Raw genomic sequence first — 23,353 nt, forward strand, 5'->3', positions numbered from 1 at the left:
GCGCGATCAGCCGACGCGTGGCCGCCGTGGAAAACTGGCTCGGGATGGCGCTGTTCGAACGGCATGCGCGCGGCGTGCGCCTGACGCCGGACGGGCAACGCTTCGTCGGCCGGATCGAGCAGGCGTTCGCGATCATCGACGGCGCGGCCGATCAGTGGCGCTCGCCGCGTACGCCGCGGCTGGTGCGGATGAGCGTGGTGCCCGCGTTCGCGCAGCTGTGGCTGCTGGAGCGGCAGCCCGCGCTCGAGAGCGAAGCGCCCGCGTTGCGTATCGAGCTCGGCATCGAACTGCGCAACGTGGATATCGCCGGTGGCGAAGCCGATCTGTCGATCCGGTACGGGCGCGGCAACTGGCGTCGGCTGGAAACCCGCCCGTTCATGCCGGAACGGCTGTATCCGGTCGCGCATCCGCGGCTCGCCGCGCAACTGGCCAGGATGCGCCGCGCAACGGGCGATGCCGCGCTGCTCGACATGCCGTTGCTGCACGATTCCGACGTGACCGGCTGGCGCACGTGGTTCGACGCGCTCGGCATTCCGTTCAAGCCGCGTGCGCAGGATCGCCGGTTCGAGGATTACAACCTCGTGCTGGCGGCGGCCGAAGCGGGGCTGGGCGTGGCGCTTGCGCGCACGCCGCTTGCGGATGCGTATCTGCGGCGCAGCGCACTCGTGCGCGTGAGCCGTCACGAGGTCGATTCACTGCTCAGCTATCACTTCGTGCATGCGAAGGGCGAGAATCGGCCGGAAGTCCTCGCGTTGATGGAGCGGATGGTGAAGGCGCTGGGGTAGCGCATACCCGGCGGTTCGCGCAGGTGACCGCTTGGGCACTAGCACCAGCACCAGCACGCGCGTCGCGACTGCGGCCGGCCGCTCGCTCCCGGTTCGTTCAGTCGCGGCCGCCAAATCGTTACAATGCAGCCGCGGAAAACGGCGAGATCGCCGCAGTGAAGCGGAATCGAGCCTTTGCCCGATGGCAGGGCAATCACCAACCATTGCAGTACGGGTTCAAATTTGTACAAAAGGGAACCGATGAATAGACCAGACAAATCGTCGAAGGCGCGTGCGGCGCTGGATCAACTTTTTTCCGGCCTGGCGCCTGCGGACGCGAAGCGCGAATCGCCGCGTCCGGGCAATCCGTTCGCAACGGACGACGAGGTGTCGAGCGCATCCGGCGGTCGCGGCGGGGTGGAAGTCACGTTGTCGACCCGCATCCAGCTGCGCGGTTATCCGAGCGCCGACGCGTTCATGAAACGCATGGCCGAAGCGTGGGGCCTCGAGTGGGGCACGTACGACAGCATTCGTGCAGTGGCGACGCTGCCTGCCGGATGGCGCTCGCGCCGGTTGCCGGAAGTCACGCAGATCGTCGACGAACGCGACGTGCTGCGCGCCGAGAGCAGCCTGCAGGGCGGCGAGATGTCGTATCTGAAGGTGCATCCGCGCTACTACATCGATGCGCGCAAGCGTTTCGGCTGGAGTAAGTCGTCGAAGGCGTCCGACGATCCGGATCTCGACGGCCCCGACTGGAACTGCTTCGTGGTCGATCGGGAAAAGTCCGTCGAAGTGCACGAGCTGACGACGTCGTCGTTGAAGGCCGACATGGACAATGCGCGGGCGACGCTGCTGAAATGGCTCGACGAGCACTATCCGAAACATCGCGACCCGTTTGCATACTGGTCGGACTGCGAAGGGGCGTCATAAACCGGTTTGCACGGCGGTTCGCTCGATGCATCGACCGGCCCGCCATGAGGGCGATCATTGAAACGAGCGAGTGGGGTCCCGATTCTCTGGGCAGCGTTCGGCGCGGCGGTCGGATCGACCGTCATCGAGCTGCTGCTCTGGGCAATTGCCGGCGATGACGCCGTCCGGAATCTGTTGCGCGACGCGCGCCTCACGGCCGCGATCGTGATGGGGCGAAGCGTGCTCGCTGCGTCCGGCGGCTTCGATCCGCTGGTCATGGGCGTGGCGACGCTCGTCCATGCGGCGCTTTCGCTGGTCTCTGCGGCCGTGCTGGCACGGCTGGTCCGCAATCTGTCGCGCGTGGCCGCGCTGTTGGCGGGCGGCGCGTTCGGGCTTCTCCTGTACGGCGTGAACCTGTACGGATTCACGACAATCTTTCCGTGGTTCATCGCGGTGCGCGGCGCGATCACGCTGATCGCGCACCTGGTATTCGGGATCACGGCAGCGGCTGTCTATGACGTCGCCCGGCGCGACGCCAGCCGCTGATATCGTGTACGAACGAGCGGCGCGAGCCGACGCGTCTACAGAATCGACGCGAACCGCGGCACGCGAAGCAGGAGGCCGGCAATCAGATAGCACGCGACGCAGGCGAGGCTACCGGTCACGGCGAATTTCAGGAACGGGGACGCCGGTACGTTTCGCCACGCGAGGGCGACCGCGACCAGCACGGGCGGATGGATGACGTAGATAGCGTACGCGCGTCGCGACAGCGGCCGCCACGCGCCCGTCAATGTGTCGAAGCGCTGTTGAAAACGATCGACGAGAAACAGGATTGCGCCCCACGCGACCAGCGGCTCCCAGAATGCGTAGATGACGTCCTGCGGACGGCCGCGCCACGCGGGCACGTGCTTCGCGATCAGGTAGGCGACCGGCAGGACCGGCAACGCCATGAGCGCGATGCGTGACCAACGTCGGACCTGCGGTGCCGGCAGATGCTCGATCCAGTGCGCGCGCGCCGTCCGGCAACCCGCTGCGTACAACACGACGTAGCTCGCGAAGTAGCCGAGCTGCAGCCCCCATACGTTGATACCTACCGGCCATCGCGACCGTAATGCCAGTGCCGCGATACCGGTGAGCAGTGCCGCGGCGGCCAGCGTCGTGTCGGAAGGGACGCGCGCGACGCGGTTCGTATCGCGCGCCACGGTGCGCGGGAAGACGATATGCAGCAGCGCCGCCGCCGCGCTGAAAATCAGCAATGCCTCGGCGAACCACATCGGTCCGTTTTCGAACGTGCCTTTTCGCCACAGATGTCTCAGCGTATCTGGAAACGGATGACCCGCGCCCGACTGAGCCAGAGCAATCGTCGCGGGGCCGATCAGGAAGCCGTAGACGAGCAACGGCAGGCCAAGCCGGAGAGACCGGTCGGCGAGGAAGCGGACGGCGCCCTTGCGCTCGATGGATGGCGGCGTGTAATAGCCCGCGAGGAAAAAGAACAGGCCCATGAAAAATGCCTGGTTGATCGCGCAGAAGAGCGTCAACAGCGCGGACGCCACCGACGGGCCTGCGGCCACCTCGTGGTAGTACCACCCGCCGACTGCCCCGTACGTGATCGCGCAATGGTGAAAGACCACCAGCAGCGTCAGGCAGGCCCGCAACGCGTCCAGCCCGGCGTTTCGATGCACGGCAACTGCGTTGTCCTTCCGAGAAGCGAACTCGACCGGAACGTCCTGGGCGCTCATCATCTTGCCTGCGTGGTTGGTCAGTCATGACCCGCTTGGCTACGATCGTCGTCGCGGCGACGTATGCCTATCCGGCGGGTGTGCAAGTCGGCAACATACGCGGTTGTTCTTACAACCATCCAACAAGCCGCTCCACTGCCGGCGCAACAGTCGATCAGTCGCTCAGCCAAGCTTGCCGCGCAGATCGTCGAACGGAATCATCACGTTCGTGCGATACGCGGGTCGCGCCTTCAGGCGTTCGTACCACGCCACGACATGCGGCACGTCGGGCCGCGCGATATCGAGTTCGAAATACCGGTAAAGGTGCGTGCCGGCCGCGATGTCGGCGAGCGTGATCGCGTCGCCCGCGAGAAACGGCTGCCCGGCCAGCACGGTATCGAGCACCCGGAAATACTGCGCGCATTGCGCGATGCTCTGCTCGACGCGCACGGTGTCGCGCTGCTCGGGCGGCGTGCGGTAGTAGTCGCGGAACACGCCGTTGAGGAATGCCGGCTGCAGCGTGGTTTGCGCCCAGTCCATCCAGCGGTCAGCCCGCGACTGCTCGGCGGGATCGTCGCGCCAGAAGCCGGGGCGTCCGTAACGCGCGGCGAGGTAGCGCAGGATGCTGTGCGATTCCCACACGACGGTACCGTCGTCGTCGATCACCGGGATGCGCCCGTGCGGGTTCATCGCGAGGAATGCGGGTGTATCGAGCACGCCGAACCGGCCGCCGGCCGGCACGTGGCGATGCGCGAGCGCGAGCTCGTCGACGAGCCACATCACTTTCTGGACATTGAATGCGTTGCGTCGTCCCCATACCGTCAGCATGCCGGGCTCCCTGTGTCGTGACGAACGTGAAGAGGGACAGTGTAAACGCGGCGGGCGCGCACCGCGGTGCGCGCCCGCCGGCGATCGTCGTGCAGCGTGACGATCAGAACTTGTGGCGAATGCCGACGATCGCGAGTTCCTGCGTATCGGTGCCGGAATTCACGCCGTACGAGCCGACCGACGCGGCCGCTTTCACGGTCGCGCCGCTCGCGTTGAGCGTGTTGCCGCTCGCCTTCTGATAGCCGAACAGCGCATACAGGTCGGTGCGCTTCGACAGCGCGTAATCCGCGCCGAGGTTGACCTGGTTGTAGTGCGCGGAAGCCGGGCCCGTCAGCGACGTGTAGTTGTAGCCGACGCCCGCGCGCAGTGCCGGCGAGAACTGCCAGTTGAAGAATGCCGAGCCGTTGTTGAACTTCGCGTTCTGGCTGAATGCCGACAGCGTGTCCGCGCCGTACTGCGTGTTCGAATACGCGAGGCCGAAGGTCGCCGGCCCGGCCACGTACTGGCCGGCCACGCGCACGATCTGGATCGACTTCGCGCTCGAGAAGCCCTGGTTGATCACGGTGTTGAACAGCGTGTCCGAGCTGCTCGACCACGTGCGCACGCCGTTCGCGACCGTCGTGCCGCCGTTCGCGTAGAAGTAGCCGGCGCCGAGCGACAGCGGGCCGCTCGCATAGCTCGCGCCGAAGCTGTACGTGCGGCCGCTGCCGGTCGCGCCCGCGACGCCGCCGAAGCCGTACAGCGCCTCGAACTGGAAGCCGGAGATCAGCGGACTCGTGTATTTCACCGAGTTGCTGACGCGCAGGCTGTTGTCGTAGTTGTCGAGATCGCCCGGCGTCGCGAACACGCCGCCGAAGTAGTTGTCCTGCGTGAGGCCCTGCACGAGATCGACGATCGGGTCGTACTGGCGGCCGAGCGTCAGGGTGCCGTAGGTGCTGCTCGCGAGGCCGACGACGGCCTTGCGGCCGAATTCGCGCCCGCCCTGGCCGAGCGCGCCGGTGCCGATGTTGAAGCCGTTCTCGAGCTGGAACAGCGCGGACAGGCCGCTGCCGAGATCCTCGATGCCGCGTAGCCCCCAGCGGCTGCCCGACAGGTTGCCGCTGCTGAACTTCACGAGGCTCGACGCGTTGCTGCCGTTCGCGTTCTGCGCGTTGTGGACGTATGCGATGCCCGCGTCGGCGATGCCGTACAGCGTGACGCTGCTTTGTGCGTGCGCGCCGGCGGCGACGAGCGCGGCCGGCAGGGCGAGCAGCGCGAATGAACGGATCTGTTTCATCGTTGGATTCCCCCGTTGGTCGATTGGTCTGACGAATCGGTGAACGATACGGACCGCGCATCGTCAAGGGAACCAATTAATTGTCGGATCGTTATGAGGCGGGGCAGCGATGGATGCGCGCGCAACGGAACGACACGCGGCGCGCGGACATCCCGTGCATCGCGACAGGGCAGTGCCTACTGCGCCACGCTTTCCGCGTCCGCCGTCTCGCCGAGGAACCCGCCGCTCTGGTGCGCCCACAGCGCCGCGTAAATGCCGCCCGCCTGCAGCAACTGCTGGTGCGTGCCTTCCTCGACGATGCGCCCTTCGTCGAGCACGATCAGCCGGTCCATCGCGGCGATCGTCGACAGCCGGTGCGCGATCGCGATCACCGTCTTGCCGCTCATCAGGGTGTCGAGGCTGCGCTGGATCGCGACCTCGACCTCGGAATCGAGCGCGCTGGTCGCTTCGTCGAGCACGAGGATCGGCGCATCCTTGAGCATCACGCGCGCGATCGCGACGCGTTGCCGCTGGCCGCCCGACAGCTTCACGCCGCGCTCGCCGACCTCGACGTCATAGCCGCTGCGGCCGTGGCGGTCGCGCAGCCGGCCGATGAACTCGGACGCCTCCGCGCGCACGGCCGCATCCTGCATCTCGCGCTCGGTCGCGTCGGGGCGGCCGTACAGCAGGTTCTCGCGCATCGTCCGGTGCAGCAGCGACGTATCCTGCGTGACCATCCCGATCGCGGCGCGCAGGCTGTCCTGCGTCACCTGCGCGATGTCCTGCCCGTCGATCCGGATCGTGCCGCCGCCGACGTCGTAGAAACGCAGCAGCAGGTTCACTAGCGTCGACTTGCCGGCGCCCGAGCGGCCGATCAGGCCGATTCGCTCGCCCGGGCGGATCGTCAGGTTCAGTCCGTCGAATACCGCGCGATCGTTGTCCTCGTGCGCGAACTGCACGTCGTCGAACACGATTTCGCCGCGCCGCACCGTGAGCGGCTTCGCATCGGGCGCGTCGACCACGCTGCGCACCTTCGTCAGCGTGTTGATGCCGTCCTGGATCGTGCCGACGTTCTCGAACAGCTCGGTCATTTCCCACATGATCCAGTGCGAGTAGCTCGACAAACGCAGCGCCATCGCGATCACGGCTGCGACGACGCCCGCGCTCGCCTCGCCGTGCATCCACAGATACAGCGCGAGCCCGGCCGAGCCGATCAGCAGCAGCGTCGACAGCAGGTGGTTGACGATCTCGAACGCACTGACGAGCCGCATCTGTGCGTCGCCGGTCGCCTTGAACGCTTCCATCGCGCGCCGCGCGTGGTCGGCTTCGCGCCGCGTATGCGAGAACAGCTTCACGGTCGTGATGTTCGAATACGCGTCGGTGATGCGGCCCGTCATTAGCGCGCGCGCGTCGGCCTGCCGGCTGCCGACCGCACCGAGGCGCGGCACGAAATACGCGCATGCCGCGCCGTAGCCGAGCGCCCACAGCGCGAGCGGAATCATCAGCCGCCAGTCGAAGCTGGCGGCGAGCACGAGGATGCCGATCAGGTAGGCGGTGACGCCGATCACGACGTCGACCGACATGAACAGCGCGTCGCGCACCGCGAGCGCGGTCTGCATGATCTTGGTCGTCACGCGGCCCGCGAATTCGTTCGCATAGAACGACAGGCTCTGGTCGAGCATCAGCCGGTGAAACAGCCAGCGCAACCGCATCGGGAAGTTGATCGCGAGCACCTGATGCTTGACCATCGTATGCAGCGCGATCAGCAGCGCGCTGCCGGCGAGGATCGCCGCGAAACCGGCGAGCGTGCCGAAGTGGCGGCCGCCGAAGTCGGCCGGTGTCGATGACGACAGCCAGTCGACCACGTGCCCCATCATCGCGAACAGAGCGGCTTCGTACGCGGCCAGCGCGGCCGACGTCAGCGCGATCAGCAGAATCCAGCCGCGTGCGCCTTTCGTGCACGCCCAGACGAACGAGAAGAATCCCTTCGGCGGCGTGACGGGATCTTCGAGCGGGAAAGTCGGCAGGCGCCGTTCAAACCACGAATACATTGAAACCTCTCCTTGATGCGGTCGCGCGGGCGGGCGCGACCGATATTGCGTGATGCCTGTGACCTGTGCGGCGGCGCGCGGTGCGCGCGCTTACTGCGACCGGATCCACGCCTCGATCGGGCCGAGCGTGTCCGGCGCATAAGCGTGACGCCCGAGCGCCATGTACAGCCACGTCTTCCATTTCGGCCAGTCGGACTCGAGCTGATAGTCGAACCAGCGGCCGCGCAGCAACGCATGCGTCGCGCCCGGCACCACGACGACGTGCCGGTCGGCCCGCTTCCCGAATGCGTGCGCGTAAGCGTTCGCTTCGTCGGCCGCATCGACGTTGCGGTCCAGCGCGCCCCACACGGCCAGCACCGGCCCTTGCATCGTCGCCAGCGCCTGCGAGGCGTCTTCCAGGTAGTTCAGCGCGATGAAACCGAAGCGGCGCGGCTCGATGTCCGGGCGCCGGGCCGGATCGGCCGGCACGTCCGCTCGACCGAAGATTGCGTCGTTGCTGCGTCGCTCGGCGGCCAGTGTCGCATCGATTCGATCCGGCTGCAGGCCGGTTGCCTCGAGTTGCCGGCGCGTCAGGTAGGCGCCTTGGCGCCGCCAGCTGACGGCGCCGCCGACGATCACCGAGAACGCGGGCCGCACCGCATTCGCCACGCGCGGAATCACCCAGCCGCCCTGCGAGAAACCGAGCAGGCCGATCTTGTGCGTGGGGCCGGCGGCGGCGCGCACGCGCGCCATCGCGGCGACCGTTTCGTTCGCGCGGTCCTGCATCGATTGCGCGAGCCAGTCGCCGCTGCTGCGGCCGGTGCCCTGCTTGTCCCACGCGAACACGCCGATGCCGGCGTCGAGCAGGCTGTTGACGAGCGGCAGCATCGCGTCGTCCGAGAAGCGCGTGCGCGGCCCGTCGCCGTGGACGAGCAGCGCGATGGGCGCGTCGGGTGCGTGCGCCGGCAGCGCGAGCGTGCCGACGAGGTCGGCGTCGCCCGCGTGGAACGTCAGTGTCGATACGTTCGCGCCCTTCAGCTCGAAATCGGACAGGCCGCGCAGCGCAAGCGCGCCCGCCGCGACGCAGCCGAACAGGACGAGTGAGATACCGGCGATGACGATGCGTTTCATTGGTCCTCTGATCGTTTGTGTGAGCGAATGCCACGGGCGGCACATGCATGCGCACGCTGCATTGACGCTTCCGACGTCTCGCGGAGATAATAGATCGACTAATCAGTCTAATAAATATTTGAGCCATCGTCGAGCACGGAGTTCCCGTTGAGAAGGATCGATCCTGAAAGAGTGGAAGCGAAGCGGCGCCAGATTCTCGATGCCGCGATCGACTGTTTTGCGCGCGACGGCTTCCATGCGACGTCCACAGCCGCGATCTGCAAGGCGGCCGGGATGAGCCCGGGCAACCTGTTTCACTATTTCCCGACCAAGGCGGCGATCATCGAGGCGATCGCGCAGGACGATCAGCGCGAGATGGCCGAGCTGTTCGCGAAGCATGCGGACGCCGACGATGCGCTGGCCGCGATCGAGGAGATCGCGCTGACGTTGATGGAACTGTCGAGCGATCCCGTCTATGCGCGCATCTGCGTCGAGACCGCGGCGGAGGCGACGCGCAATCCGGACGTCGCCGCGTTGTTCGCGGCGAACGAGGCGCAGGTGAAAGGGCGGATGGTCGCGCTGATCAAGCGTGGTGTCGCGCAAGGGCGGATCGACGGAAGCCTGAAGCCGGATCTCGTCGCGACCTGGCTGCTCGCGCTGGCGGAAGGGGCGGTCGGGCGCGTCGTGTTCGAGCCGGGGTTCAAGCCGCGCGCGCATCGTGCGATGCTGCGGACGATCATTCAGCGGATGTTGAAGCCGCAGTGACGGAAGGGCGCGGCCCGCGCCCGAGCGCGGTACACCGCCCGCCGGGGCAGTGCCCGGCCGGCAGGCATCGGCACATCTTCCGCCGGGGCCGCAAAAAAGTGCTTGACTATCTATCTATGAGTAGATAAAGTTCGATCCATGGAAACGAAACCGACCGTCCGCGAACAGATTCTCGATCATGCGATCACGCTGATGATGCAGCGCGGTTACAACGGCTTCAGCTATCGAGACCTGTCCGACCTGGTGGGCGTGAAGACGTCGAGCATCCACTACTACTTCCCGTCGAAGGACGATCTTGTGCTGGAAGCGGTGGCGGCGTACAGCGACGAAGTCCTCGCGGCCATGCGGACGATCGATCCGGCGTTGCCGGCCGACGTGAAGTTGAGCCTGTACACGAAGATGTTCGGCCGCACGCTCGGCGACGGCAACCTGATCTGCCTGTGCGGGATGCTCGCGGCCGACATCGAAACGCTGCCGGAGAACGTGCGGCAGGCCGTGCAGGCGTTCTTCACGGCCAACGAGCGCTGGCTCGCGGAATTGCTGAAGCAAGGCGCGAAGGAAGGCACGCTGCAGTTCAGCGGCGAACCCGAAACCGCGGCGCGCACGTTGTACGCGGCGTTTCAGGGCAGCGTGCTGGCCAGCCGGTTGTTTCACACGCGGGCGCGTCTCGAGGATGTCGAGGCCGTCTGGAAAACGCGGTCCTGACGGACGGCGCAAGAAGTCGGGCGGTTCGCCGCCTTTTATTGGATTTCGTTATCTATCATGTAGTAGATAGATGATTGGCGCAGGTGGAGTATCCGCCTGCTTTTTTTGGGGATGTTTGTCTATCTATGAGTAGATAAATTGATGCGAGGCTGGCGGAGCAGCCGCCGGCACGCGGACCCGGTTCAAAGGCTGTTTCATTCATTTGTGGAAAAGGAGTCTGTCATGTCGATCGAAAAAGTGCTGTACCGCGCCCATGCAAAAGCCACCGGCGGCCGTGACGGCCGTGCGACGGTGCCCGAAAGCGGCCTGGACCTGAAGCTGACCACGCCGCGCGAACTCGGCGGCGCGGGCGGTGCGGGCGCGAACCCCGAGCAGCTGTTCGCCGCCGGCTACAGCGCGTGCTTCATCGGCGCGATGAAGTTCGTCGCGGCGCGCGACAAGATCGCGATCCCCGCGGACGCCGCGATCGAAGGCAGCGTCGGCATCGGCGCGATCCCGAACGGCTTCGGCATCGAAGTCGAGCTGAAGATCTCGCTGCCGGGCCTCGATCGCGACATCGCGCAAACGCTGATCGACCGTGCGCACGTCGTCTGCCCGTACTCGAATGCGACGCGCGGCAACATCGACGTCACGCTCACGCTCGTCTGATCAATCGCACTGCAAACCATTCATCGCCATTCAAAGACCTGACCAAGGAGTTGCACCATGAAGATCGTCAAGCCGCTGTTGATCGCTGCCGCCGTGGCAGCCGCACTGTCCACCGCACCTGCCGCGTTCGCCGCGGGCGCCGACGCCGTCGGTCCCGATGCGAAGACGAGCGCGTTTCTCGCCGCACTGAACGGCCAGAAGGGCCCGGGCCTCGAAACGCTGAGCCCCGCGAAGGCGCGCCAGGTGCTGGTCGACGCGCAGAACGGCGTGAAGGTCGATCTGTCGGGCATCGACGTGTCGAGCCGCACGATCGAGCAGGACGGCCTGTCGGTGCCGGTCACGATCGTGCGTCCGCAAGGCGTGACGGGCACGCTGCCGGTATTCGTGTTCATCCACGGCGGCGGCTGGGTGCTCGGCGATTTCCCGACGCATGAGCGGCTCGTGCGCGATCTCGTCGTACAGTCGGGCGCCGTCGCGGTGTTCGTAAACTACACGCCGTCGCCGGAAGCGCGTTACCCGGTCGCGATCAACCAGGCGTATGCGACGACGAAATGGGTGGCCGCGCACGGCGCGGAGATCGGCGTCGACGGCAGCCGCCTCGCGGTGGTCGGCAACAGCGTCGGCGGCAACATGTCGGCTGTCGTCGCGCTGATGGCGAAGGACAAGGGCGGCCCCGCGATCCGCTTCCAGGGGCTGATGTGGCCGGTCACGGACCACAACTTCAACACGGGTTCGTACAACGCGTATCAGCAAGGCCACTTCCTGACGCGGCCGATGATGAAGTGGTTCTGGGACGCCTATACGAAGAACGAAGCGCAACGCAACGAGATCTACGCGTCGCCGCTGCGGGCGAGCGTCGCGCAGCTGAAGGGTTTGCCGCCCGCGCTGATCCAGGTCGCGCAGTTCGACGTGCTGCGTGACGAAGGCGAAGCGTATGGCCGCAAGCTCGACGCGGCCGGCGTGGATGCGACGACCACGCGCTACGACGGCACGATCCATGATTTCGGCTTGCTGAACGCGCTGGCCGACGATGCGCCGACGAAGGCCGCGACGAAGGCGATGGCCAATGAAATCGCGACGCGGCTGAAGTAACGCGATCGGCGGTCGTTCGACCCTGAACGACAGGACGGCGGGCAGGTGCCCGCCGTTTTTGCGTGAGGGCGTTTGGTTCCGGCCCGGCAGCGGGTCAGGGCGAAACGGTTGAATGGCGATCGCGCCCGCCCGCCGTCATTGTTGGTACGATCGCGCGTATCGTCCACGCCGGCGTCGCACGCCGCTGGCTCATCGGCCGCGCGGCTGCCCGTTCGCGCGGCCACGTTCGGGAGAAGCGGTTCATGTTGCAGGCATTCGCGGTCTTGCTGATCTTCCAGTGTCTCGGGGAAGGCGTGTCCTATCTGTTTGGCCTGCCGGTGCCGGGCCCCGTGATCGGCATGCTGCTGCTGTTCGGCTTCGTGATGCTGCGCCCGCAGGTCGCCGATGCGATCGAGCCGACCGCGCTCGAGCTGCTGCGTCACCTGTCGCTGCTGTTCGTGCCGGCCGGCGTCGGCATCATGGTGTCGGCCGACCGTGTGCGCGGCGACGCGGTCGCGGTCGTCGTCGCGCTGGCCGTCAGCACCACGCTCGCGATCGCGGTGACGGCGCTCGTCACGCGCGCGCTGCTGCGGCGCCAGCGCCGCGCGGGCGGCACCGCGGAGGGCGCGCAATGACGGCGTTCCCGAAGCTCGGCGCGATCTGGGTCTATCTTGCCGCGAGCCCGCTGCTCGGCCTGACCATCACGCTGGTCGCGTATCTGTTCGCGCAGGCCGTCTATGCGCGGGCGCGTTTCAATCCGCTGGCGAATCCGGTGCTGATCGCGGTCGCGGTGATCGTCGTGCTGCTGACGCTCACGCATACGCCGTATCCCACGTATTTCGAAGGCGCGCAGTTCGTCCACTTCCTGCTCGGCCCGGCGACCGTCGCGCTCGCACTGCCGCTGTACCGCCAGTGGTCGAAGCTGCGGCGCACCGCGTTGCCGCTGCTCGTCGGCCTGCTCGCGGGTTCGCTGACCGCGATCGTGTCGGCGGTCGGTATCGCCGCGCTGTTCGGGGCGTCCCATCAGACGATCGCGTCGCTCGCGCCGAAATCGGCGACGACGCCGATCGCGATGGCCGTCGCCGCGGAGATCGGCGGCATTCCGTCGCTCACGGCCGTGCTCGTGATCTCGACCGGGATTTTCGGCGCGGTGTGTGCGCGCGGGATTCTCAACCTGCTGCGGATCGACGAGCCGGCCGTGCGCGGTTTCGCGCTCGGCGTCGCGTCGCACGGGATCGGCACCGCGCGCGCGTTCCAGGTCAGCGAGGAAGCCGGCGCGTTCGCCGGGCTCGGGATGGGGCTGAACGGCGTGCTGACGGCGTTCGTCGTGCCGATCCTGCTGCCGGTGCTGTCGCGCTGGATCTGAGCGCCGGCCCACGCCGCCCGGGTATCGGTTTCCCTGATGGCGCGGCCGGCATGCCGAAAGGACGACGCCCCCGGCGCGCATGTATCGGTGACGTTATCAGGACAATTCAGGAACGCACACGGACATTTGCGCGGCGATCGGCTAACGTTGCATCGGTGCCGTTGTCGCAGGCCGTCGCGTGCGCGCCGGTGTCCGACCCACACTCAACAATCGACAAGGAGATCGGTCATGAAGCAGTCTCGCGTGGTTTCGGTGGCAGTAGCAGTAGCGGCGTCGTTCGGTCTGTCGTTGACCGCCGCGCCGGCGGCATACGCGCAGGACCCGGCGTCCGCGCCGGCGCAGAAGCAGCTCGACAAGGCGCAGAAGAAGGCGGCGCGCAAGGCGGCCCGCGCGCGGCACGCGTCGGACCTGAAGGCGATCGGCACCGGCAGCGGCTACCGGTTGACCGGCGACCAGAGCAACTATCCGCAGAACGCCGTGCAGAAGGCGCCCGCGACGAAGGCGGCGCCGGCCGCGCCGGCGTCGGGCCAGTAACGGTCGACAGCGTTGCACAGCACGAACGGCGCCGGTTGAACCGGCGCCGTTCGTTCATGTGCGGAACTGCACAACTGCGGGGCAGCGAGGGGCGAGGCCCCCGCGTTACGACGCGAGCTTGCTCGCGAGTTCCGCGACGTGCTTGCCCTGGTAGCGCGCGATGTCGAGCTCGTTCGCGCTCGGCTGGCGGCTGCCGTCCGCGCCGGCGAGCGTGGTCGCGCCATACGGCGTGCCGCCGGTGATTTCGCTCATGTTGACGAGCCCGCTGCACGCATACGGCACACCCACGATCACCATCCCGTGATGCAGCAGCGTCGTGTGGAACGACGTGATCGTCGTTTCCTGGCCGCCGTGCTGCGTGCCGGTCGACGCGAACACGCTGCCGATCTTGCCGACGAGCGCGCCTTTCATCCACAGGCCGCCGGTCTGGTCGAGGAACGTGCGCATCTGGCCGGCCATGTTGCCGAAGCGGGTCGGCGTGCCGAAGATGATCGCATCGTAGTCGGCGAGTTCGTCCACCGTGGCGACCGGTGCGGCCTGGTCGACCTTCACGCCGATCGCGCGGGCCTGATCGACGGGGATCGTTTCCGGCACGCGCTTGAGCGTGACCTCGACGCCGGGCACCGATTTCGCGCCCTCCACGATGTGCTGCGCCATCGTTTCGACGTGCCCGTAGGACGAGTAGTAAAGAACGAGAACCTTGGCCATGTTGCGAATCTCCGATTAAAAGGGCCCCGCCTCAGCGGGGCCCGGTTTCCCGAACGGGCGTCACGCCCATTCGGCCGTCACTTCGACCGGACGCAGGTCGAACACCAGCACTTCGGCATCCTTGCCGTCGGCGATCGTCAGTGCCTGTTCGCCGCGGATGCGCGCGCCGTCGCCTTCGCCGAGTGTCACGCCGTTGACCGTCACGCTGCCGCGTGCCACGTGGACGTAAGCAAAACGGCTCGGATCAAGTTCCAGCGTCGTGCTTTCGTCGCCGTCGAACAGGCCCGCGTAAATCCGGGTGTCCTGCCGGATCTTCAGCGAACCGGCATCGCCGTTCGGCGACACGACGAGGGCGAGCTTGCCGCGCTTGTCGTCGGCCGCGACATTGGTCTGCTGATAGCGCGGCTCGGCACCCTTTTCGGCCGGCCCGACCCAGATCTGCAGGAAGTGGACCGGCGTGTCCTGCGAGTGGTTGAACTCGCTGTGGCGCACGCCCGTGCCCGCGCTCATCAGTTGCACGTCGCCCGGCACGATCACCGAACCGGTGCCCATCGAGTCCTTGTGTTCGAGCGCGCCGTCGAGCACGTACGACAGGATTTCCATGTCGCGGTGCGGGTGCGTGCCGAAGCCGCGGCCCGGGGCGACGCGGTCGTCGTTGATCACGAGCAGGTCGGAGAAGCCGACTTGCTTCGGATCGTAGTAATTCGCGAACGAAAACGTATGACGGGAGCTGAGCCAGCCATGCTCCGCACGGCCACGTTGGTTTGCTGCACGGATATCGATCATGATTTTTTGTCCTTGAAGTCGCCGGACCTCGGAAGTGAGACCGGCCGTTCGTTGAGATGAATCTTAGGTCAATCTATTTGACAAATAAATCGCTGTAGAGATAATGACTGTCGCCATGGAGTGGACAATATGGAAATCAACGACCTGAGGATCTTCGTCGCGACCGTGGACGCCGGCAGCTTCACGGCGGCGGCCGATCAGCTGATGCTGTCCAAGCAGTTCGTCAGCCGGCGCACGATGGCGCTGGAGGCGTCGCTCGGTGTCCGGCTGCTGCACCGGAATACCCGCAATCTGGCGGTGACCGAATCGGGGCAGGAGTTCTACGTGCGCGCGCAGCGCATCCTCGCGGAGATCGCCGACGCCGAGCAGGCGATGTCGGTACGCAGCACCGAGCTGCATGGCTCGCTGAAGATCAGCGCGCCGCTGTCGTTCGGGATCACGCACGTGTCGCCGCTGATCGCCGAATTCCTGTCCGCGCACCCGGCCGTGCGGCTGAACCTCGACCTGACCGACCGGCGCGTCGACCTGATCGGCGAGGGCTTCGACCTCGTGCTGCGGATCGGCTCGCTCGAGGATTCCACGTTGATCGCGCGTCCGCTCGGCGCGTGGCGGATGATCGCGTGCGCGAGCCCCGCCTACCTGAAGCGGCACGGCACGCCGCAGACGCCGGCCGATCTCGCCGGCCACACCTGTGTGCTGTACGGGCGCGAGCGGCGGGTCGGCTGGGAGTTCCGCGTCGACGGTGCAGTGCGGACGTTCGACGTGCAGGGGCCGCTCGTCGCGAACAACGGCGAAGTGGTGCGCGACGCCGCGATCGCGGGGCTCGGCATCGCGCTGCTGCCGCACTTCATCGTCGGCGCGGCGCTCGACAGCGGCGCGCTCGTGCCGGTGCTCGACGCGTACGTGCCGCCGCCGATCACGCTCAATGCGGTGTTTCCGCAGCACCGGGAAGGGTTCGTCACGCTGCGCACGTTCATCGGGTTTCTCGCGGAGCGGCTCGGGGAGCCGGCGCCCACGGGCGGGAACGGGGCGGGCCGGGTACGGTAGCCGGCCGCTTTGCGGTGAATGGGGTGATTAATATCCGCACATTTTGCGGAGATTGTTGAGTCGCGCGGCGAATGAGCGGATAATCTCCGCATGATGAGCGGAGATTACACCTTTATCTGGGAAGCGGCCGACTGGCCGGCATGGCGTTTCGACCTCCCGGCCCTCGCCACGCCGCTCGCCGACGTCAGCCGTGCGCAAGGCATGCTGGCCGGGCGGCTGGCGGATGTCGGGCTGGCGTTGCGCGACGAGGCGAGCCTGGCCGCGCTGACGGACGACGTCGTGAAGACCAGCGCGATCGAGGGCGAGAACCTGAATGTCGCATCGGTCCGGTCGTCGATCGCGCGCCGGCTCGGCGTCGATATCGGCGCGCTGGCGCCGGTCGATCGCCACGTCGAGGGTGTCGTCGACATGGTGCTGGATGCGACGACCCATTCGGCGGCGCCGGTCACCGAAGCGCGGCTGTTCGGGTGGCATGCCGCGCTGTTTCCGACCGGCTACTCGGGGCTGTCGCGCATCACGGTCGGCGGCTGGCGCACGGATGCGAGCGGGCCGATGCAGGTGGTTTCCGGGCCGATCGGCCGCCAGCGCGTGCATTTCGAGGCGCCGCCGGCCGCACGCGTGCCCGACGAGATCGGGCGTTTTCTCGCGTGGCTCAACGCGCCGCCGGCCGAACCGTTGCTGATCCGGGCCGGGCTCGCCCATCTGTGGTTCGTCACGCTCCACCCGTTCGACGACGGCAACGGTCGTATCGCACGCGCGCTCGGCGATCTGGTGCTGGCGCGCGCGGACCGAAGCCCGCAGCGTTTCTACAGCCTGTCCGCGCAGATCCAGCGCGAGCGCAACGCGTATTACGACGTGCTGGAGCGCACGCAGCGCGGCTCGCTCGACGTCACGGAGTGGCTCGCGTGGTTTCTGAATACGCTGGGCCGGGCCATCGATCATGCGCACACGACGCTCGATGCGGTACTGATCAAGGCGCGTTTCTGGCAGCGGTGCGCGGGCGTCGCGATGAACGAACGCCAGGTCAAGGTGATGAATCGCCTGCTGGACGGCTTCGAAGGCAAGCTGACGACCACCAAGTGGGCGGCCCTCGCGAAATGCTCGCAGGACACGGCGTTGCGCGACATCACGGAGCTCGTCGAGCAGGGCATGCTGCGTCGCTCGGCGTCCGGCGGCCGCAGCACGAGTTACGAGCTGGTGCCGTTCGACGGGTGACGTCGTCGCCGGCTCCGAAAACGAGCCACGCGTGGCACGACAGGCTCGACAAGACGCTGCCGATCGACGTGATGCAGTCAGCCGGCGCTGCCCGGCTATTTCCTGCGTGCCGCGCGCGCCTGCGTCTGCGCCGGCGGCGCGGCGGATTCCCGTATGCGCAACTCGGGCTGGACGGCATGGCCGGGCCCCGTGGCGCCGTTCTCGAGCGCGTCGAGCAACGCGTGCGCGGCCTGGCGCCCGATCGCGTCGGTGTCGACCCACATCGTCGTCAGCGGCGGCTGGATCTCGCGCGCGAGCGCGACGTCGTCGAACCCGGTGATCGACAACTGCGCGGGCACGTCGATGCCGAGCGCCTGCGCTTCGAGCAACGCGCCGAGCGCGAGCGCGTCGTTGCCGCAGATCACGGCCGTCGGCCGCGTCGCCGCATCGCTGCCGGCGATCGCGCGCAGGCTGGCCCGCCCGAACGCGATCGTGGCCGCGCCTTCGTGCTGATGCACGGGGCGCACCGCGAGCCCGTGCGCGGCCAGCGTGTCGTGAATGCCGCGCAGGCGGGCCTGGACACGGTCGTTGTCCGTCGACGGCTGCATGATGATCGCGAAATCGCGATGGCCGAGGTCGAGCAGGTGCGTGGTGAGCCGTGCGAACGCCGCGCGGTTGTCGAAGCCGATGCAGCAGTGCGGGCTGTCGTCGCGGTACGCATACGTGACGACGTACGGCACGCGATGCATCGCAAGGAGTTCGAACAGTTCGGGCGGGTACGCTTCGCCGACCAGCGATACCGCTTCCACGCCGCGCGACAGCATCGCGCGCACTTGCGCGAGCGCCTGCGCGGGGTCGTAGTTCGAGCAGCCGAGGAACAGCGTGATGCCGTGCTCGGCCATGATCGTCTGCATGCCGGCGACCTGCGACGCGAACACCTGGTCGTCGAGGGTCGGAATGATCGCGCCGGTAATGTGGGTACGCGTGGACGCCAGCGCGCGGCCGGCCGCATTCGGAATCCAGTTCAGTGCGAGCGCCGCGTCGCGCACGCGCTGCTGCACGTCGGCCGACACCTTGCCGGGGTCGTTGTACACGCGCGAGACGGTCGCGGTCGACACGCCGGCCAGTTTCGCGACGTCGCCCAGCACCGAGCGGCCGCTGCCGCGGCGTGCCCGCGATGCGCCGCCGCGGGGCGGGGCCGTGCTCATCGGCCGTCTCCCGGCGGGGTAGGCCTGCCTGCGCCGTGCGTTGCCAGTCGCGTCATTGTTTACCCTCGATTCATGGTGGCCGCGCTTGCATCCTCATTCGATCCTGTGAGAATGTAAGCGCTATCTTGAAGCTGTTCCGTATTATGTCAGACATGGATTACACCCGCACCGCGAAATTTTCAGAGACGACAGCCTTTCCGGCCATTTTGTCGATCTCAAATGTAAGCGATTACATTCAAGCATGAGCGATCTCACCTCACCGCGTATCGCTGTCGTCGGCAGCGTCAACATCGACCTCGTCACACGGGCGCCGCGCCTGCCGGTGCCGGGCGAAACGCTGCTCGGCACGACGTTCGAGACCGTTCACGGCGGCAAGGGCGCCAACCAGGCGGTCGCGGCCGCGCGCCTCGGTGCATCGGTCGCGATGATCGGCTGCGTCGGCGACGACGCGTTCGGCGCGCGCTTGCACGCCGCGCTGGCGGCGGAGCGCATCGACGTGACGCACCTGCACCGGATCGCGGGCACGGCAACCGGCGTGGCCACGATCACGGTCGACGACGGCGGCGCGAACAGCATCGTCGTCGTGCCTGGCGCGAATGCATGCGTCGATGCCGACCGGATCGACGCGGCGCGCGACGCGATCGCCGGAGCCGCGCTGCTCGTGTGCCAGCTCGAAGTGCCGGTCGCCAGCGTGGCGCGTGCGATTGCGTGCGCAAGCGCCCACCACACGCCGGTGCTGCTCAACCCGGCGCCCGCGCAACCGCTTTTCGATGCGTTGCTGGCGCGGGTCGACTATCTCGTCGTCAACGAAACCGAGGCCGAGTCGCTGACCGGCATCGCCGTGGGCGACGACGCATCGGCCGCGCGCGCCGCCGATGCGCTGTGCGCGAAGGGCGTCGGCAACGTGCTGGTGACGCTCGGCGCGCGTGGCGTGTGCTGGCGTGGCAGCGCAGGGAGCGGCCGCCATCGTGCGATGGCGGTGGCGGCCGTCGATACGACCGCGGCCGGCGACACGTTCGTCGGCGGGTTCGCGGTCGCGCGGGCCGGCGGCGCGTCGATGGACGACGCGATCGGCTTCGGCCAGCGTGCGGCCGCGATCAGCGTTACGCGCCATGGCGCGCAGACGTCGATTCCGACGCGCGACGAAGTCAACCCTATGGATACCTGAATTCCGCATGCGACGGAACGGCCGAACCCGGCCCCTACCAGTGACATGGAGACAATCGACATGAACGACAACCCACCTGTTCCGCACGCGCCGCCCCGGATTCGGCGCGGTCAACGCATCGCGCTCGCCCTGTTGATGGCGAGCGGGATCGTCAACTACCTCGATCGCGGCACGCTGGCCGTCGCGAGTTCGGCGATCCGCGGCGATCTCGGCCTGTCGCTCGCACAGATGGGGCTGCTGCTGTCGGCATTCTCATGGAGCTATGCGCTGTGCCAGTTTCCGGTCGGCGGGCTGGTCGACCGCATCGGTCCGCGCCGGCTGCTCGGCATCGGGCTGATCGTCTGGTCGTTCGCGCAGGCGTCGGGCGGCCTCGTGTCCACGTTTGGGTGGTTCATCGTCGCGCGCATCGTGCTCGGCATCGGCGAGGCGCCGCAATTCCCGTCGGCGGCGCGCGTGGTGAGCAACTGGTTTCCGCTGCGGGCGCGCGGCACGCCGACCGGTATTTTCAATGCCGCGTCGCCGCTCGGTACCGCGCTTGCGCCGCTGCTGCTGTCGGTGCTCGTTGCATCGTTCCACTGGCGCTGGGCGTTCATCGTGACCGGCGCGCTCGGCCTCGTCGTCGCCGTCGTGTGGTTCGCGTTCTATCGCGATCCGGTGCGCGCGCAACTATCTGCCGCCGAGCGCAATTATCTCGATGCCGATGCGCAGAGCGTCGCCGCGGCGCCGAAACTGACCTTCGCCGAATGGCGCAGCCTGTTCTCGCACGGCACGACCTGGGGGATGCTGATCGGCTTCTTCGGTTCCGTGTACCTGAACTGGGTCTACCTGACCTGGCTGCCGGGCTACCTGACGATGGAGCGGCACATGAGCCTGATCCGCACGGGCTTTGCCGCATCGGTGCCGTTCCTGTGCGGGTTCGTCGGTTCGCTGGTCGCCGGCTGGCTGTCGGATCTCGTCACGCGCCGCAGCCGGTCGCCGGTCGTGAGCCGGCGCAACGCGGTGGTGGCCGCGATGCTCGGGATGGTCGCGTTCACGATTCCGGCCGCGCTCGTGCAGAGCAATACGGTTGCGCTCGCATGCATTTCGGTGGTGATCTTTCTTGCCAACGCGGCGTCGGCGTGCTCGTGGGCGCTCGCGACGGCGGCCGCGCCGCCGAGCCGCATCGCGTCGCTCGGCGCGATCCAGAATTTCGGCGGCTTCATCGGCGGCGCGCTGGCGCCGATCCTGACCGGCATCATCGCGCAGAAGTGGTCGTTCGTGCCCGCGCTGCTCACGGCGGCGGCGATCGCGTTCGCCGGCGCGATGGCCTACCTGCTGCTCGTGCGCAAGCCGATTCCCGAACAGGCCGCGAACGCCGCGCCCGGACCGTTGCCGGCGTAATCGTGCAGCCTGCATTCGCATTCACTGAAGGAAGGAGAAACCGATGCAACATCCGCAGCAATCGAACGTGACCATCGAGGGGATCGTACCGGTGATGCTGACGCCGTTCGACGACGCCGGCGCGATCGACTACGCCGGGCTCGAGCGGCTCATCGAATGGTATCTGGCACACGGCTCGGACGCGTTGTTCGCGGTTGCGCAATCGAGCGAGATGCAGTTCCTGAGCCTCGCCGAACGCGCGGCACTCGCGCGCTTCGTGGTCGAGCGGGTGGCCGGGCGCGTGCCGGTCGTCGCGTCCGGCCACATCAGCGACGATCTCGACGCTCAGGTTACCGAACTGTGCGCGGCGGCCGAATCGGGCGCGCAGGGCATCGTGCTCGTGACCAACCGGCTCGATCCGCAACGCAAGGGCAGCGCCGCGTTGCTCGACCACCTCCACCGGCTGCTCGCACGACTGCCGTCGGATCTCCCGCTCGGCCTGTACGAATGTCCGGCGCCTTACCGGCGGCTTCTGTCGGATGACGAACTGCGCGCGTGCATCGACACGGGCCGGTTCGTGATGCTCAAGGACGTGAGTTGCGATCTCGCGACGGTGAAGCGGCGCGTCGCGCTTGCCGAGGGGTCGCCGCTGAAGATCCTGAACGCGAACGCCGCGATCGCCTGGGACGCGATGAAGGCCGGGTCCGCCGGTTTCAACGGCGTGTTCACGAACTTCCATCCCGATCTCTACCAGTGGCTGCGCACGCAAGGCGAGTCGAATCCGGCGCTGGCCGACGAACTGTCGACGTTCCTGGTCGTCTCGGCGGTATCGGAGGCGCTGGGTTACCCGGCGCTCGCGAAGCTCTATCACCAGCGGATCGGCACGTTCGGGTCGATCAAATGCCGTGCGATCGACTACGACGTGCGCGAACGCTTCTGGGCGCTCGACGCGGTGCTCGACAAGATCGTCGCCGGCACCGAACACTTCCGCCGGCGGATCGCTGCGTCATAAAGTACGACGCGTGCCGCGCCAGTCGCGTGGCACGTGATCGCATCGCGTGCCGTGCGCGCGGCCGGCGCGCCCATTGCCTGCAAGCACGACCCGCTTTGCGCGATGCGTCGCAATCGCGGCGCACTCATCGCGATTTCCCTCTCGTCGATGGCGGCGACGCCTGCCGCCGCGCTCCTCCTGCCGTCATTCACGACATCATGAACGCGAACCGCCCGCGATCCGCGAGCGCGGCGTCGATGCTCGTCCGGCCAACCTGCCGCGCGTTGCATCGACCATGTCCGACGGACTGTCGACATGTCTTGCGCGACGCGAGAAAAGCGCACAAATCTGCGCAATCCCGCGCCCATCCGTTGTAACGGCTCGTAATACCATGCCGCGGAGTGATTTTTACGACGAACCGCTGAAGCCGCATTCGCCCATGCAACACGTAACGACGACAAGCCGGCCGCCGATCCTGGCGGCGCCGGTGGATGCCATGCTGCACGCCGTGATCGACGAAGTCGTCCACCGAAGCGTGTCGGAAGCGACGACGCGCGGCGGCTACATGCGCTGCGCCGACTATGCGATCGTCGGCGCGCGGGTGCTGACGCTGCTGACCGGCAAGCCCTATCGGCCGTTCGCGGGCGGCGAAGTGATGGATTTCGGCGGCGGCAACCTGTACGCGCTCTGCACGACGCGCGAGCGGCGCCGCACCGCGCGGCATCTGTCGCAGCTCGCGCGGTATCACTGCTGGATCGAAGCGCGCCACGACGATGCGCTCGGACGCACGCGCAAGGAGATCGTCGACTTCACGCTGCGCCACGACGAGACCGTCGCGAACCAGCTGGGCATGCCGTTCGCCCGTGCTTACCAGGCTTATTTCTGGGGTTGGGAGGATGAGCATGCGGTACCGGCCGAGTTGCACGATCATCCGGTATTCGCGAAGCAGGGGCCCGTGTGGCGCTGGGCCGAGCGCGAATGCACGTCGCTGCTGCGTGCGTACGAGCACGAACGGCCCGGCTATTTCGGGCGTCAGGTGTCGCGCGCGATCGATTGGTTCGCCGATCGCGTGGAAGGTCTCGGCTGACCGTTGCCTGCTTCAAGGACAGCCGCGGGCCGGCTATCCGTGATGATGCGCATCCGGCGAGCGCTGGCGCGTCGCCGGGCATGAGCGACAGCGTCGGGCCGC

The 23,353-nt window shown here is 67.3% G+C and carries 24 protein-coding genes; 16 read left to right on the forward strand and 8 right to left on the reverse strand.

What is annotated here, in order from left to right; all coding sequences use genetic code 11:
- The 3 genes from JMF86_RS29920 to JMF86_RS29930 form a co-directional block, all read left to right on the forward strand.
- Positions 1 to 785: LysR substrate-binding domain-containing protein (locus JMF86_RS29920; RefSeq protein ID WP_201317222.1), on the forward strand; the 785-nt coding region annotated here is incomplete at its 5' end.
- Positions 786 to 1,025: 240 nt separating this feature from the next.
- Positions 1,026 to 1,694 carry a hypothetical protein gene (locus JMF86_RS29925; RefSeq protein WP_006481034.1) on the forward strand — a complete coding sequence of 223 codons (669 nt, stop codon included), beginning with the start codon at positions 1,026 to 1,028 and terminating at the stop codon, positions 1,692 to 1,694.
- Positions 1,695 to 1,751: 57 nt separating this feature from the next.
- Positions 1,752 to 2,219 (forward strand): sodium:proline symporter, encoded by a 468-nt coding sequence (locus JMF86_RS29930; RefSeq protein WP_201317223.1) that lies wholly within the window; start codon positions 1,752 to 1,754, stop codon positions 2,217 to 2,219.
- Between the two features lie 35 nt (positions 2,220 to 2,254).
- Here JMF86_RS29930 and JMF86_RS29935 read toward each other — a convergent pair whose 3' ends face one another.
- The 5 genes from JMF86_RS29935 to JMF86_RS29955 form a co-directional block, all read right to left on the reverse strand.
- Positions 2,255 to 3,412 carry an acyltransferase gene (locus JMF86_RS29935; RefSeq protein WP_236593033.1) on the reverse strand — a complete coding sequence of 386 codons (1,158 nt, stop codon included), beginning with the start codon at positions 3,410 to 3,412 and terminating at the stop codon, positions 2,255 to 2,257.
- A gap of 162 nt (positions 3,413 to 3,574) precedes the next feature.
- Positions 3,575 to 4,219: a glutathione S-transferase family protein gene (locus tag JMF86_RS29940; RefSeq protein ID WP_201317225.1), complete on the reverse strand. Its 645-nt coding sequence runs from the start codon at positions 4,217 to 4,219 to the stop codon at positions 3,575 to 3,577.
- 103 nt (positions 4,220 to 4,322) lie between these two features.
- Positions 4,323 to 5,495, reverse strand: a complete 1,173-nt coding sequence (locus JMF86_RS29945; RefSeq protein ID WP_201317226.1) for a porin — start codon at positions 5,493 to 5,495, stop codon at positions 4,323 to 4,325.
- Between the two features lie 176 nt (positions 5,496 to 5,671).
- Positions 5,672 to 7,525 (reverse strand): ABC transporter ATP-binding protein, encoded by a 1,854-nt coding sequence (locus JMF86_RS29950; RefSeq protein ID WP_200161126.1) that lies wholly within the window; start codon positions 7,523 to 7,525, stop codon positions 5,672 to 5,674.
- Positions 7,526 to 7,615: 90 nt separating this feature from the next.
- Complete coding sequence (locus JMF86_RS29955; protein ID WP_200161127.1) at positions 7,616 to 8,635, reverse strand: S9 family peptidase; 1,020 nt, start codon at positions 8,633 to 8,635, stop codon at positions 7,616 to 7,618.
- Positions 8,636 to 8,782: 147 nt separating this feature from the next.
- Between JMF86_RS29955 and JMF86_RS29960 the strand changes: the two genes are divergently transcribed.
- The 7 genes from JMF86_RS29960 to JMF86_RS29990 all read left to right on the forward strand — a co-directional run bounded on the left by JMF86_RS29960 (position 8,783) and on the right by JMF86_RS29990 (position 13,703).
- A complete protein-coding gene (locus tag JMF86_RS29960) occupies positions 8,783 to 9,379 on the forward strand; it encodes a TetR/AcrR family transcriptional regulator (RefSeq protein ID WP_201317227.1) in 597 nt (198 codons plus the stop codon).
- Between the two features lie 138 nt (positions 9,380 to 9,517).
- Positions 9,518 to 10,084, forward strand: coding sequence for a TetR/AcrR family transcriptional regulator (locus tag JMF86_RS29965; protein WP_012337111.1), 567 nt, complete (start codon positions 9,518 to 9,520; stop codon positions 10,082 to 10,084).
- A 222-nt stretch (positions 10,085 to 10,306) separates the two neighbouring features.
- A complete protein-coding gene (locus tag JMF86_RS29970; protein ID WP_006481042.1) occupies positions 10,307 to 10,732 on the forward strand; it encodes an organic hydroperoxide resistance protein in 426 nt (141 codons plus the stop codon).
- Between the two features lie 57 nt (positions 10,733 to 10,789).
- Positions 10,790 to 11,824, forward strand: a complete 1,035-nt coding sequence (locus JMF86_RS29975) for an alpha/beta hydrolase (protein ID WP_201317228.1) — start codon at positions 10,790 to 10,792, stop codon at positions 11,822 to 11,824.
- 242 nt (positions 11,825 to 12,066) lie between these two features.
- The gene (locus JMF86_RS29980; RefSeq protein WP_011549311.1) at positions 12,067 to 12,438 is read left to right on the forward strand and encodes a CidA/LrgA family protein; all 372 of its coding nucleotides are present in this window, start codon (positions 12,067 to 12,069) and stop codon (positions 12,436 to 12,438) included.
- Positions 12,435 to 13,169, forward strand: a complete 735-nt coding sequence (locus JMF86_RS29985; protein ID WP_006490940.1) for an LrgB family protein — start codon at positions 12,435 to 12,437, stop codon at positions 13,167 to 13,169. Before JMF86_RS29980 ends, JMF86_RS29985 begins: the two co-directional genes overlap by 4 nt.
- Positions 13,170 to 13,397: 228 nt before the next feature.
- Positions 13,398 to 13,703 carry a hypothetical protein gene (locus tag JMF86_RS29990; protein WP_011549310.1) on the forward strand — a complete coding sequence of 102 codons (306 nt, stop codon included), beginning with the start codon at positions 13,398 to 13,400 and terminating at the stop codon, positions 13,701 to 13,703.
- 105 nt (positions 13,704 to 13,808) lie between these two features.
- Here the strand turns inward: JMF86_RS29990 and wrbA are convergent, their stop codons facing one another.
- Positions 13,809 to 14,411 carry an NAD(P)H:quinone oxidoreductase gene (gene wrbA / locus JMF86_RS29995; protein WP_006481047.1) on the reverse strand — a complete coding sequence of 201 codons (603 nt, stop codon included), beginning with the start codon at positions 14,409 to 14,411 and terminating at the stop codon, positions 13,809 to 13,811.
- A 60-nt stretch (positions 14,412 to 14,471) separates the two neighbouring features.
- A complete protein-coding gene (locus tag JMF86_RS30000; protein ID WP_011549308.1) occupies positions 14,472 to 15,197 on the reverse strand; it encodes a pirin family protein in 726 nt (241 codons plus the stop codon).
- A 129-nt stretch (positions 15,198 to 15,326) separates the two neighbouring features.
- Here JMF86_RS30000 and JMF86_RS30005 point away from each other — a divergent pair, with 129 nt between their 5' ends.
- Both JMF86_RS30005 and JMF86_RS30010 read left to right on the forward strand, forming a co-directional pair.
- Complete coding sequence (locus JMF86_RS30005; RefSeq protein ID WP_012337107.1) at positions 15,327 to 16,244, forward strand: LysR family transcriptional regulator; 918 nt, start codon at positions 15,327 to 15,329, stop codon at positions 16,242 to 16,244.
- A gap of 90 nt (positions 16,245 to 16,334) precedes the next feature.
- Positions 16,335 to 17,459 carry a Fic family protein gene (locus JMF86_RS30010; protein WP_124677048.1) on the forward strand — a complete coding sequence of 375 codons (1,125 nt, stop codon included), beginning with the start codon at positions 16,335 to 16,337 and terminating at the stop codon, positions 17,457 to 17,459.
- A 95-nt stretch (positions 17,460 to 17,554) separates the two neighbouring features.
- Here JMF86_RS30010 and JMF86_RS30015 read toward each other — a convergent pair whose 3' ends face one another.
- Entirely contained in the window at positions 17,555 to 18,646 is a 1,092-nt protein-coding gene (locus JMF86_RS30015; RefSeq protein ID WP_201317229.1) for a LacI family DNA-binding transcriptional regulator, read from the reverse strand.
- A gap of 241 nt (positions 18,647 to 18,887) precedes the next feature.
- Here JMF86_RS30015 and rbsK point away from each other — a divergent pair, with 241 nt between their 5' ends.
- From rbsK to JMF86_RS30035, 4 genes are all read left to right on the forward strand, one after another.
- Complete coding sequence (gene rbsK / locus JMF86_RS30020) at positions 18,888 to 19,814, forward strand: ribokinase (protein WP_077220245.1); 927 nt, start codon at positions 18,888 to 18,890, stop codon at positions 19,812 to 19,814.
- Positions 19,815 to 19,874: 60 nt separating this feature from the next.
- Positions 19,875 to 21,194 carry an MFS transporter gene (locus JMF86_RS30025; protein WP_034175427.1) on the forward strand — a complete coding sequence of 440 codons (1,320 nt, stop codon included), beginning with the start codon at positions 19,875 to 19,877 and terminating at the stop codon, positions 21,192 to 21,194.
- 43 nt (positions 21,195 to 21,237) lie between these two features.
- Positions 21,238 to 22,185 (forward strand): dihydrodipicolinate synthase family protein, encoded by a 948-nt coding sequence (locus tag JMF86_RS30030; RefSeq protein WP_201317230.1) that lies wholly within the window; start codon positions 21,238 to 21,240, stop codon positions 22,183 to 22,185.
- Between the two features lie 418 nt (positions 22,186 to 22,603).
- Positions 22,604 to 23,251, forward strand: a complete 648-nt coding sequence (locus tag JMF86_RS30035) for a hypothetical protein (RefSeq protein ID WP_011549301.1) — start codon at positions 22,604 to 22,606, stop codon at positions 23,249 to 23,251.
- The last annotated feature ends 102 nt before the right edge of the window (positions 23,252 to 23,353 follow it).

It is taken from the genome of Burkholderia sp. E168m15 (genome assembly GCF_016586105.1).
Classification (GTDB): Bacteria; Pseudomonadota; Gammaproteobacteria; order Burkholderiales; family Burkholderiaceae; genus Burkholderia; species Burkholderia orbicola.